Genomic DNA, 11,081 nt, shown 5'->3' with positions numbered 1-11,081 from the left:
AACCTCAGCGTTCTTCTCGCTGCGGGATCTTTTTCCCGAGTGGCTCCGCCACGAGGGAAAAAGCTGTCCTCGCGAGAAGAACGCTGAGAACCCGCGGGTGAGGGCTTTTTGACGTGGGCTATGTGCTGCGCACATACAGGCACGGCTTCGCCGCAAGGCAGACTTCGCTTCGCTCGTCCACTGCACGGCTTCGCCGCAGAACGGGACTCCACAAACCCAGCCACACACCCAAACCGGGCAGGCTCTAGACCCAACCCCCACGTCAAGCCGAACCCGACTCCACAACCCATCCCCACGCCAACCCGAGCGAGATCAGGCAGTGGGGTTTTCGGCTAGTTCTGGGTCTCGTTGGAGGACGAGGGAGTACAGCACTTCTTGGAGCCAGCGGCCGAAGAGGGAGGCGCCGAATTCGGGGGAGCGGTCCTCCGGGGGGAGCAGCACTTCGGACGGTTCCGCGCCGTGGTCGGCGACGACGCCGACGCCGTAGTAGTCCAGTTCGGTCATCGGCCAGGGGCGGTAGGGGTGGCCGCGCGGCAGCACCACGCTGCACGGCGCGAGCGTCATCAGGTTCCCGCAGGCGCGCAGGCCGTACTTCGCCTTCCGCACCGGGACGAGGATGCCCACCACGTCGACCGCGGCCAGCGGCAGGTGGTCGTGCATGGACGGCTGCGACCAGGACCGGAACCACAGCGGATCGTCCTCCGGGGCCCAGCCGTGCTCGCGGCGCCACAGGTGCACGTCGCGCCGAACTCGGGTGACGGCGGCGAAACGGGTTCCGAGCACCTCGACGTGCGGGACGAGGAGTCCCTTCCAGCCGAGGGCGTCGGCGGCGTGCTCAAGCTGCTGCACTGGGAAATGGTAAACCTGCCGCCCCGTCGCGGACTACGTCCGGTGGCTATTTCGTTGCGCTGGAGCGAACTCGCCACGCCCACGCGATCAGCGGAAGCTGCAGCGGCAACCTGCCGTACGCGATGGCCCGCTGCGGCAGGGGTTTCCGCCGGTAGTCCAGCGCCATCTGCACGTTCGCGGGGAACACGCCGACGAACAACCCGGCGGTGAGCAGCCCGCCGAAGCGGCGCCACTTCGGGTGCGCCACCGCCGCCGCGCAGCCGAGCTCGGCGACGCCGGACACGTAGGTCCAGGTGCGTGCCGAACCGGGCAGCTGCTTCGGGACGATGCTGTCGAACGGCTTCGGCTTCGCGAAGTGCAGCACGCCCGCGGTGGCGAGGACACCGGCGAGCAGGTGCGCTGAACGGGGGAACGACATGCGCCGCAGCGTTGCACGGTGCGGTGCCGGGCGGCAATGGCGGAGTGACGCGCGCGGCTCAGGAGGCCTTGCGGTGTGCCGCCGCCGAGCGGGTTATGTTCAGCGTCATCGTCAGCACGCTCAGCCGGAATCGGAGGAATCGTGTCCGAAGGCGGGAAAACCGGAGGTTCGCTGTGGTGAGTCCGAGCCGGGCGAGCCACCTCATCGGCGGGCGGTTGCGGAACCCGATCACGGAGCGGCTCACCGACCGCCCGGATCACACGCTGGTCGGTGTCATCCGGATGCCGGAGGTCACGATCAGCCCGGTGCGCTCCATCGTGCGCCGGATCATCGGCGCGGGGCTCGCGCTGGCGGTCACCGTGGCCATCGTCTACATCGGCCGCGACGGCTACCGGGACACCGCGGGCGGCGAGCTGAGCCTGCTCGACGTGGTCTACTACGCCACGGTGTCGCTGTCGACGACCGGGTACGGCGACATCACCCCGGTCAGCCCGCTCGCCCGGCTGGTGAACGTCCTGGTCATCACTCCGCTGCGGGTGCTGTTCCTGATCGTGCTGGTCGGCACCACGCTCGAAGTGCTCACGGAACGCTCCCGGCAGGCACTGAAGATCCAACGCTGGAGGACGAAGGTGCGCGACCACGTGGTCGTCATCGGTTACGGGACGAAGGGCCGCTCGGCGGTCACCGCGCTGCTCGGCGACGGTGCCGATCCGCAGCGGATCGTCGTCGTGGACACCGATCACGCGGCGCTGGAAACGGCGTCCTCGCTGGGGCTGGTCACCGTGAACGGTTCCGGCACCCGTTCCGACGTGCTGCGCGTCGCGGGCGTGACGCGGGCGCGCGCCATCGTGGTCGCCCCGGCCCGCGACGACACCGCGGTGCTCGTCACGCTGACCGCGCGGGAACTGGCGCCGAAGGCGCAGCTGGTGGCCGCGGTGCGGGAAGCCGAGAACGTGCACCTGCTGCGCCAGTCCGGCGCCGATTCCGTGGTGGTCTCCAGCGAGACCGCGGGCCGGCTGCTGGGGATGGCGACGTCCACGCCGTCGGTGGTGGAGATGTTCGAGGACCTGCTCACCCCGGACGTGGGCCTGGCGATAGCGGAGCGGGAGGTCGACCCGAAGGAGGTCGGCGGCTCGCCACGGCACCTGCCGGACATCGTGCTCGGCGTCGTGCGCGCCGGTGAGCTGTACCGGGTGGACGCGCCGGAGGCCGACGCGATCGAGGACGGCGACCGGCTGCTCTACGTCAAGAAGGTCACCCCGGCCGAGTCCTGACTTCCGGCGAAAACCGCCCGTCACGGCGAAACCTCGGGCCATGCAAGCTTTTTCCGGCGTTCTGGGACCATTGCGGTGTGAGGCGACGAGGCGGTTCGGCATCGGTGGCGCTGATCCTGGTGGCGCTCGGTCTGCTCGGGGTCATCGTGGTGGCGTTGTCCTGGTGGCGGCTGCCGAACGTCGGTTCCTCGGACGGCGAGATGCGTGCCGCCACGGCGAAGGTGATCGAGTCGGCGCCGTGCGGCCCGTCCGCGCGCGGCGATCTGGTCGAGGTCCGCGTCGACGGCGAGACGCGGCAGCTGCGGTTGGACGGCTGCGGGCACACCTCGGGCCAGACCATGCAAGTGCAGATCCCCGCCGACGGCGGCGAACACGCGGTGCGCGCGGGCGAATCCGACGACAGCGGCGGCTTGCACGCCAGGGCGAGCTGGGTGCTGTCCACCCTGGCCGCGATCGCGGGCGGCGGCTACGCCCTCCTGATCACCCGCCCTCGCGCGTTGAGCTGAGCACCTGCTCCCCGGCCGGTCCTTCCTCGATCGAGGAGCTCCGCGCGATCGGATCTTCCCCGTTCCGCACCGCGCGCGAGACGGTCTCTGGCACCATCCCGGTTGATCAACACACCAACCTGGGGAGGTTGTCGATGACAAGAACAACGGTGCTGCGTTCGCGTCTGGCACTGGTGTGCGCCGCCGTCGGCCTGGTGGGCGTGCTCGCCCCGGCCGCGCAGGCGACCGCTGCTCCGGCGGCGGATCCGGCGCGCGTGGTCGCCGAAGCCGGGCAGACCCCCGCGGCGACCGTGCAGGCCTACTACGACGTCAACCTGCTGGCCGCTCCCGGGGCTTCGGACGTCGTGGGATTCGTCCGGGCCGGAACTCTCCTGGAGAGCCCGAACGGCAACGTCAACGGTGCTTGGTACCCCGGGACGACCTGTGGCGACCACATGGACGGCGACACCTGGGCAGAGGTGTACGTGCCCGGAACGCAGCGGTTCGGCTACGCGCCTTCCTACTGCATCATGTAGTTCTCGCCGACCCGCGGGTCGAGGTCGGTCCGCGACCGGCTCGGCGCGTGGCGGGCGGGGCACACCGTCCGCCACGCGACCGTCGGCTCAGTCCACCTGGTCCGGGGTGGCGATCCACGTGTTGCACTCGGTGACCCGGTTCTTGTAGAAGCCCTGGTCGATCCACGCCGTGTTGGTGGCGATGCTGCCGTGGTCGGGCTGGGCGTTGTACTCGTCGCCTCGCCCGCGCGAATCGGTGAGCGCGGCGAAGATGATGTCGTTGTGCACGCCGCCGTTCTGCAGCGAGGCCAACGCCATCCCCTCGTAGCAGGTCGCCTGCAGCTCCGAGCGCCGCGTCAGTTCGAGCCCGACCGGGCTGGTGCCGTTCGCGTCGTAGGACGCCGCCGTGTACGCCTGGTTGATGCCGCTCATGCTCTGCACCGCGTGCCCGAATTCGTGCGCGAACTGGCCGAGGAAGACACCTGCGTCGGTGCGCCCCTCCTTGTCGGCGTAGTAGCGCGCCGTCATGTAGATCGTGTTGTTGCCGGGGCAGAACATGGCGGTCTGGTCCCAGGTCCGGGTGCCGCAGGGGCTCTCCACGGTGCCGTCGATGGTGAGCACGGACGGCATCCGGACCGGCAGGTTCGCCTCCTGCAGGGCGGGCGCCCACATCGCCATCAGGCAGGGCAGCGCGGCTTCGTAGAACGCGGCCTGCGCGGCCGTGTCGGTGGCGAACGGCGGCAGCGGGCAGGGCGTGTTCACGGCGCCGTTGCCGGGAATGTTGATCGGGTTGTCGCCGAGCGCGGCGACGGGACGCGCGGCCGGCGCGTACCCGCTGCTCGGGGCCGTGGTGGGCGCGGCGCTCGACGACGGGGTGGAGCTCGGCTCGCTCGACGTCGTCGGCGCGGCCGAGGTCCGCGAATCGTTGGCCGAACCGTCACCGGTCTCGTGCACCGGGGTCTCGTAGTCGGACGCGTCCGTGCCGGACCGCGTCAACGCGCTCACGCCGACGGTGCCCGCGCCGAGCAGGAACAACCCGGTGATCACCAGGGCGACGATCACGCCGGGGCCGGTCTTGCGGGGCTGCGGCGGCGGAGCGGACGACGGGTCGTGGCCCTGCTGCCACGGCGGCGGCGGACCCCAGTTCGGCGGCTGGGCCGGCGGCGGCAGCTGCGGGGGCAGGTAGTGCGGCTGCCCCTGGCCCGCCTGCTGCGGCCCCTGGTACTGGGCCGGAGGCTGGTGGTGCGGCAGCGGTTGCGAAGCCGGTGGCGGGCCGACCGGACGCTCCCCCCACGGGGGTTGCGACTGCGGTGGTGGCTGCGTCATTGACCGATCTCCCGGCTTCACCGACGACTGGAGCGCACCGAGCTTAGCGGTGCCGGGACCGGCGTTGGTCCACCGATCAGTCCACATCGGAGGTGCGCGGTGATCGCCCTCCGGTGCGGTCCTGACGCGGCCGGAGCTTAGCCAGGCCCGGCTATCGTTCGGGCCGTGTTGCGGAAATCGGGCCTCGCCGTCCTGCTGCTCGTGGTCGCCGCGCTGATCGGCCTCCCCGCGACCGGCCGGTCCGTGCCCGAGCCGATGCGTCCGCCACCTGCTCAGCCGGTGAACGTGCTGCCCGGCACCCTCGCCACCGACGTGCGGGTCAAGCTGCAACGCAACGGCGAGCTCACCGTCGCCGAACGGATCACCGTTCCGGACGGTCCGCCGGTGCACCGGACGATCCCGCTGCGGCAGCGCACCGGAGGCGGCATCGACCGCGTCTTCGCGCTCAGCGACGTCCGGGTCGACGGCGGCCGCATCGAGATCGGGCCGGACGCGGCCCGCTTGACCCTGCCGCCCGGCGAGGTGGCGTTCGACTACACCGTGCGCGGAACCGTCGCCGGGACCGGAGAGCTGCAGGAGATCCGCTGGCAGCTCTCCGGGGGCTGGGACCTGCCGGTGGACCGGGTGTCGGCGTCGCTGCTCGTTCCGCAGGTGCCGCAGGACATCAGCTGCCTCGCAGGCCCGGTCGGCGGTCACGAGCGCTGCGACGGCTTCGAGATCGACCGCGCCCGGCAGGTGCGGGTCCTGCAGTTCGGGCTCGCCGCGGGCGAACGGATGGACCTGTCGCTGCGGGTGCCCGCCGGCGCCGTGCCGTCGAACGCGATGACCGAGCGGCGCTTCGACCCGGCCTACGCGTTCTCGCTGACACCCGCCGTCGGGACTGGTCTCGTGGGTGCGGCGCTGCTGCTGATCGGTGCTTTCGGGGTCCTCCGGCGGTTGCGGGTCCGCGACCGCCGGATGTCGGCCGCGGCGTCCGGGCCCGTCGAGGTGCTGATGACCACCGCGGACGGCACCACGGCCTTCGCGTCGCCGGACGGCGTGCTGCCCGGCCAGCTCGGCACCGTCGCCGACGAACGGGTCGACCTCGTCGACGTCGCCGCCACCGTCGTCGACCTGGCGGTGCGCAACTACCTCGGGATCGAGGAACTCGACGGGGACTGGCGCATCGCGCGCCGCAACGCCACGGACTCCGGGCTGCGCGAGCACGAACGCGCCGTGCACGACCTGCTCGTCGGCGACCGGGAGCAGGTGCTGGTCTCGGAACTCGCGGGCCGCAACCTCGCGCCGGTGCGCGACGCGCTGTACGCCGACGTCGTCGCCGACGACTGGTTCACCCGCAGGCCCGACGCCGAACGCAACCTGCTCTGGTGGGGCGGCGTCGGGATCGCCGCGGCGGGAGCGCTGCTCACGGCGCTGCTGGCGCTCACCGGACCGTTCGGCCTGCTCGGCGCGGCCGTGGTCGTCGTCGGCGGAGTCCTCACCGCCGCCGCCCGGCTCGTGCCCGCGCGAACGGCGCGGGGGAGCGTGCTGGCCGGGCAGATCCACGGCCTGCGCGAGCACCTGCGCACCGCGTCCGCGGCGGACGTTCCGGCGGTCGACCGGGAGACGGTGTTCTCCCGAGCGCTCCCGTACGCGCTGGTCCTCGGGGAATCCGAGCGGTGGCTGGCGAAGTTCGCCCCGCCCGACCCCGGCGGTGCGCCCGGCCCGCACTGGTACGCCGAACGCGGCGCTCCCTCGGACCTCGCGCGCTTCCGGGAGGCCTTCCCCGCGTTCGCGGCGGCGCTGTGCGCCGCGCTCGGAACGCGCAGACGTTCGCCGGGTTCGCCCGAACCGGTGACCGATGACGTGGCGTCGCGCTAAGGTGATCGACGTTCGTCGGGGGAGATCAGTGGAGTCCAGAGGGGCCTGGGGATGACGAGTGCGGAGGCCGGCGGGTTCGCGGCGGCGAAGGAAGGTCTGAAGGCGGTCAGCGCCCAGACCCAGTCGATCAACCAATCGGTCGGCGCGGGCATGCTGTCCCTGGACCCGGAGGTCGCGGAAAAGGCCGCGAAGCGCGTCGAGGAAGAGATCCTCGAGTTGCGACAACTGGCGAGGAAGATCAACTCGCTGAGCCTCGTCAAAGGGTTGGGGAACTACCCGGACGGCCAGCAATTGGCGCAGCGCTTCCAGGACAAAGCGACTGATGCGGATGCTGGTGCATTCGCCTTGATTCGTGCGCTCCAGGAAGAACTGCAGAAACAGGCGGATGCGTTTCGGGGAGCGGCCCGGGACTACCGTGCGACCGACGAGCAGAACGCCGACGATCTCAGGCGAGGTATGCAGTGAAGAAGAGCTCCCGGACAGTTTCCACGACGGCCGCAGGTTTCGCCTTGTTGGCGTTGTCGTCGTGCGCGCTCGGAGACTCTGGTCCCGATGGCGGCAGTGGAAACGACGCGGCACCGCCGTCGGAAGCGCAGGGAACAGGGCTTGCGGACTTCGACCCTTGCACGTTCTTCAAGCCGGACGAGCTGACTTCGTTCGGAGTGGGGACGCAGGCCGAGGACTTCACGCTCGTGAGCTTCCAGCCTGGATGTTCTTGGACCGGGCAAGACCTTGACCTTGTCCTGCAGAAGAATGCAGACGAGACCGTCGATAGCTTGAGCAAGGGCGCTTGGGACGAGTTCACCAAAATTGACGTAGCCGGCCGCGAAGCTGCTCGAGTCGTGCCTGCAGGTGCTGCTGGCCAAGGGATCTGCAACACGGTCGTATCCACTGGCGGGGGAGTAGCGCTCTACCAGCTCACCGCAGCGATGCGTGACACCCTCGCTGATCCGTGCGGCGAGATCGAAAAGATCGCCAACCAGACCGCGTCTCGTTTGCCAGCTTGATTTTGGGGGAACGTGGGGTTTTCCAGCACGGTCGACAAGACGTCGCGCTAAGGTGATCGACGTTCGTCGGGGGAGATCAGTGGAGTCCAGAGGGGCCTGGGGATGACGAGTGCGGAGGCCGGCGGGTTCGCGGCGGCGAAGGAAGGTCTGAAGGCGGTCAGCGCCCAGACCCAGTCGATCAACCAATCGGTCGGCGCGGGCATGCTGTCCCTGGACCCGGAGGTCGCGGAAAAGGCCGCGAAGCGCGTCGAGGAAGAGATCGAGGCGCTTCAGGGGTTGTACAGCCGGGCGTTGGCCCTGCAGCGCGTCAAGGGCCTCGGGGACTATCCGGACGGCCAACAGCTGGCGAAGCGCTTCCAGGACAAAGCCGTTGATGCGGAGGCCGGAGCTTTGCCGCTGATTCGCTTGTTGCAAGACGAATTGGTCAAGCAAGCGGAAGCATTCCGCGGGGCTGCCAGAGATTACCGTTCCATTGACGACCAGAACGCCGATGACCTTAGTCGAGGTATTCAGTGAGCAAGTTTGTCCGATCCCTTGTCGGCGCCACCATGGGTGTAGCGCTCGTCGGCCTTTCCGGATGCGCGCTCAACGCGGGCGGCGATTCAGGAGGCGACGCGCAACCCACAGGGCCGGGTGCGGAGGGGTCGATCGAGACTTTCGACCCGTGCAAGTTCTTCGAGCCGAATGAGTTGACGGGATGGGGTCTCCCCGCGCAGAGCGAACCCTTCGAGGGGGTCAGCTTTGAGCCGGGCTGCACGTGGGCCGGTGGTCAGATGTCCCTCGTCCTGCAGAAGAACGTCGACGAGACGGTGGAATCGTACGAAACCAGTGGAAGCTGGGAACGGTACGAGAAGAAGACCATCGGCGGACGCCCGGCTGCTCTGGCGAACGTGCCCGGCGGCGGTAGCACCGGAGGTTGCACGGTGCTGGTCGATGCCGGTGGCGGCGTGGCGATCTACTCCGTCTCCGGGAAGCTCGCCGATTCGGTGGACGCATGCGCGGAAACCGAAAAGATCGCCAACCAGACCGCGTCTCGTTTGCCAGCTTGATTTGGGGGAATCATGGGGCTGTTCAGCACGATCGACAACGCGGGTTCGCGGATCTTCGGCTACGAGAGCGACGCCGAGGAGCAGCGCCGCGAGCAGGGCGAAGAGGCGAACCGGATAGCGCAGCAGCAGCAGGCTCAGCTGGCGCAGCAGAACTCCGGGATGAGCGTCAACGGCTACGACAACCCGGCGATCACGGAGTGCGTGAACTGGGGCGGTTTCGACCACGCGCAGATCTACCGGACGAACCAGGAGTCGATCGACCAGGGCAAGGTCGGCGAGGTCGCGCAGGCCTGGACCGAGTTCGCGAAGGCGCTGCGGGAACGCGGCGAGAACTACGGCAGGGACCTGCAGCAGATCGTCGAGGGCGGGTGGCAGGGCGCGGCGGCCGACAGCGCCAAGGAGGTCGGCAAGCCCGCGTCCGACTGGATGAAGGCCAGCGCGGACGCCTTCGAGGTCACCGGCAACAACCTCAACGCCGCAGGTGAGGCCGCCGGTCAGGCCAGCAAGATGGTGGAGAAGCCGGAGGGCTTCAGCTGGGGTTCCGCCGCCGCCTCCGCGATCCCGTTCGGGGCCGCGGGGGCTGGTATCAACGCGCTCTCCCAGATGGAGGAGCGCGAGCAGGCCGAGCAGGCCGCGCGGGAGACGATGGGCCGGGTCTACAGCCCGACTCTCTCCCAGGTCGACGCGAAGATGCCGCAGTACACGGCGCCGGACGGCAGCACGAAGGAGCCGCCACCGGCGACCCCGCCGCCCGGTACGGATTGGGGCGGCGGTCCCGGAGCGGGCGGCCTCGGCGGCGGGCCGGGCTCCGGTATCGGAGGTGGCACGCCGTCCGGGCTTCCCGGTGGCGGTTACGGCGGTTCCGGTCTGCCGGGCGGTGGCTACGGCGGCGGTTCCGGCGGTCCGGGAAGCGGTATCGGCGGTGGCGTGCCCACCACGCCGTCCGGCAGCGGCAGCCAGTGGGCCGGACAGCCCGGCGGACCGGGCATCGGTGGTCCCCCCGGTGGCGGCGGGATCGGAGCCGGTGGTGCCGGTGGCGGTGCGGGCGGCGGGCTCGGCGGCATGGCGGGCGGACTCGCCGGTGGCCTCGCCGGCGGCGCCGGTGCGGGCGGCATGGGCAAGGGCGCCGGTGGCGTCGGCGCGGGCGGCCGGGCCGGTATCGGCGGCGCGGGCGCGGGCGCGGCAGGTGGCGGCGCCGGTGCGCGCGGAGCCGGTGGTGGCCGAGGCGGCATGGGCGGCGGCATGGGTGGTGCCGGCCAGCGCGGCCAGCAGGGCGAGGACGCCGAGCACGAGCGCCCGTCCTGGCTGGAGGAGCACGACGACATCTGGATGAACGACATGCCGAAGACCGCGCCGCCGGTGCTGGGCGAGTGATTCACCGCCGACCGGCATCGGGGGCCGGTCGGCCACCGGGACCGGTCGGCGGTTCGGCATCTGCACTTCACAGGGGAGAGAAACGCAGTGACCGCTTTGGGGTCTTGGCAGTTGCCGCCGGTGCACCTGGACGTGGCGCTCAAGCACCTGCGGATCGACCGGCTGACGTTGCCGCTGACCAGCAAGTCCGCCGGGTACACCGCGGAGCAGTTCAGCCGCGTGGCGAAAGCCGAACTGGACCGCATGTACGCGAGCGGTGCCGTCGTGGACGACGAGATCGCGCCGCCGCTCGCCGAGGCGCTGAAGGCGCTCGCCACGCCGTACCTGTGGGTCGATTCGATCTGGTTCCCGACGGTCGGCGCCGACCACTGCTGGCGCGCGCTCGCCGTGTTCACCGAGGGAAATCGGGTCGTGCTGGGGGTGCAGTCGCCCAGCGAGGACCCGAAGCGCGGTGGCCTGGTGACCGTCGAGGTGCACGAGAACGTGCCGCTGCCGCAGGTCCTGCTGGCCACGCTGCCCCCGGCGCGGGTCGGCGGGCAGGGGCCGGTCCGGGTTCCGCAGGCGTCGTTGCAGCGGCAGCCGCAGCCGGACGACTTCGGGCAGGCGAGCATGATGCGCTCCGCCACCGAGGAACGCGGCAGCACCGGGGACCGGCAGGTCCGGCTCTACGAGACGATCGGCAAGGCCCCGCACCAGCGCATCGGGCAGCTCTCGGCGAACCTGCGCGACCGGTACGGGCGCAGGCGGCGGTCGACCGTCGTGTCCTGGTTCGACAACCTGGAGCCGGACGGCCGGTACTTGAACCGGGTCGAGCGCGGGAGTTCGGGCGAGCAGGTCTTCGCGCTCGTCCCGGCCGACGCGCGCACCATCGGCGTCGAGATCGACTCGCTGATCGCCCAGGTCCGCGCCTGATCCTCGGTGTTC

13 protein-coding genes are annotated in these 11,081 nt (G+C 70.4%); 10 read left to right on the top strand and 3 right to left on the bottom strand.

Annotated features, from left to right (window positions below; all coding sequences use genetic code 11):
- Nucleotides 1–312: 312 nt before the first annotated feature.
- Together ACWD38_RS21815 and ACWD38_RS21810 are read right to left on the bottom strand one after the other, a co-directional pair.
- Entirely contained in the window at nt 313–849 is a 537-nt protein-coding gene (locus tag ACWD38_RS21815; protein WP_184477056.1) for a hypothetical protein, read from the bottom strand.
- Between the two features lie 46 nt (nt 850–895).
- On the bottom strand, nt 896–1,267 hold the full coding sequence (locus ACWD38_RS21810; RefSeq protein WP_184477058.1) for a DoxX family protein: 372 nt from the start codon (nt 1,265–1,267) through the stop codon (nt 896–898).
- 281 nt (nt 1,268–1,548) lie between these two features.
- Here ACWD38_RS21810 and ACWD38_RS21805 point away from each other — a divergent pair, with 281 nt between their 5' ends.
- The 3 genes from ACWD38_RS21805 to ACWD38_RS21795 all read left to right on the top strand — a co-directional run bounded on the left by ACWD38_RS21805 (nt 1,549) and on the right by ACWD38_RS21795 (nt 3,562).
- Nucleotides 1,549–2,541: a potassium channel family protein gene (locus tag ACWD38_RS21805; protein ID WP_246457381.1), complete on the top strand. Its 993-nt coding sequence runs from the start codon at nt 1,549–1,551 to the stop codon at nt 2,539–2,541.
- A gap of 77 nt (nt 2,542–2,618) precedes the next feature.
- Nucleotides 2,619–3,047 carry a hypothetical protein gene (locus ACWD38_RS21800; RefSeq protein WP_184477062.1) on the top strand — a complete coding sequence of 143 codons (429 nt, stop codon included), beginning with the start codon at nt 2,619–2,621 and terminating at the stop codon, nt 3,045–3,047.
- Between the two features lie 134 nt (nt 3,048–3,181).
- On the top strand, nt 3,182–3,562 hold the full coding sequence (locus tag ACWD38_RS21795) for a hypothetical protein (protein ID WP_184477064.1): 381 nt from the start codon (nt 3,182–3,184) through the stop codon (nt 3,560–3,562).
- 87 nt (nt 3,563–3,649) lie between these two features.
- On the opposite strand, the gene ACWD38_RS21790 is transcribed toward ACWD38_RS21795, so the two are convergent.
- Nucleotides 3,650–4,867 carry a neutral zinc metallopeptidase gene (locus ACWD38_RS21790; protein WP_184477066.1) on the bottom strand — a complete coding sequence of 406 codons (1,218 nt, stop codon included), beginning with the start codon at nt 4,865–4,867 and terminating at the stop codon, nt 3,650–3,652.
- A 165-nt stretch (nt 4,868–5,032) separates the two neighbouring features.
- Between ACWD38_RS21790 and ACWD38_RS21785 the strand changes: the two genes are divergently transcribed.
- From ACWD38_RS21785 to ACWD38_RS21755, 7 genes are all read left to right on the top strand, one after another.
- Entirely contained in the window at nt 5,033–6,727 is a 1,695-nt protein-coding gene (locus ACWD38_RS21785) for a DUF2207 family protein (protein ID WP_450124780.1), read from the top strand.
- 51 nt (nt 6,728–6,778) lie between these two features.
- Nucleotides 6,779–7,192, top strand: a complete 414-nt coding sequence (locus ACWD38_RS21780) for a hypothetical protein (protein WP_184477068.1) — start codon at nt 6,779–6,781, stop codon at nt 7,190–7,192.
- Entirely contained in the window at nt 7,189–7,734 is a 546-nt protein-coding gene (locus ACWD38_RS21775) for a DUF3558 family protein (protein WP_450124779.1), read from the top strand. Before ACWD38_RS21780 ends, ACWD38_RS21775 begins: the two co-directional genes overlap by 4 nt.
- Before the next feature lie 102 nt (nt 7,735–7,836).
- Nucleotides 7,837–8,250, top strand: a complete 414-nt coding sequence (locus tag ACWD38_RS21770) for a hypothetical protein (protein WP_450124778.1) — start codon at nt 7,837–7,839, stop codon at nt 8,248–8,250.
- Nucleotides 8,247–8,783 carry a DUF3558 family protein gene (locus ACWD38_RS21765; RefSeq protein ID WP_450124777.1) on the top strand — a complete coding sequence of 179 codons (537 nt, stop codon included), beginning with the start codon at nt 8,247–8,249 and terminating at the stop codon, nt 8,781–8,783. The genes ACWD38_RS21770 and ACWD38_RS21765 overlap by 4 nt, the downstream gene beginning before the upstream one ends.
- Nucleotides 8,784–8,795: 12 nt before the next feature.
- Nucleotides 8,796–10,157, top strand: coding sequence for a PPE domain-containing protein (locus ACWD38_RS21760; protein WP_184477076.1), 1,362 nt, complete (start codon nt 8,796–8,798; stop codon nt 10,155–10,157).
- Between the two features lie 87 nt (nt 10,158–10,244).
- Nucleotides 10,245–11,069 (top strand): ESX secretion-associated protein EspG, encoded by an 825-nt coding sequence (locus tag ACWD38_RS21755; RefSeq protein ID WP_450124776.1) that lies wholly within the window; start codon nt 10,245–10,247, stop codon nt 11,067–11,069.
- Nucleotides 11,070–11,081 lie beyond the last annotated feature (12 nt).

The sequence above is a fragment of the Saccharopolyspora sp. NPDC002578 genome (genome assembly GCF_053592695.1).
Note: the sequence above shows the minus strand (reverse complement) of the source record. Positions and strands in the feature narration are given on the sequence as shown.

What these genes read in the sequence shown, in the direction of transcription:
- ACWD38_RS21780 (WP_184477068.1), top strand. Translation starts at nt 6,779, where the DNA reads ATGACGAGTGCGGAGGCCGGCGGGTTCGCGGCGGCGAAGGAAGGTCTG.
- ACWD38_RS21795 (WP_184477064.1), top strand. Translation starts at nt 3,182, where the DNA reads ATGACAAGAACAACGGTGCTGCGTTCGCGTCTGGCACTGGTGTGCGCC.
- ACWD38_RS21810 (WP_184477058.1), bottom strand. Translation starts at nt 1,267, where the DNA reads ATGTCGTTCCCCCGTTCAGCGCACCTGCTCGCCGGTGTCCTCGCCACC.
- ACWD38_RS21770 (WP_450124778.1), top strand. Translation starts at nt 7,837, where the DNA reads ATGACGAGTGCGGAGGCCGGCGGGTTCGCGGCGGCGAAGGAAGGTCTG.
- ACWD38_RS21790 (WP_184477066.1), bottom strand. Translation starts at nt 4,867, where the DNA reads ATGACGCAGCCACCACCGCAGTCGCAACCCCCGTGGGGGGAGCGTCCG.
- ACWD38_RS21760 (WP_184477076.1), top strand. Translation starts at nt 8,796, where the DNA reads ATGGGGCTGTTCAGCACGATCGACAACGCGGGTTCGCGGATCTTCGGC.
- ACWD38_RS21805 (WP_246457381.1), top strand. Translation starts at nt 1,549, where the DNA reads ATGCCGGAGGTCACGATCAGCCCGGTGCGCTCCATCGTGCGCCGGATC.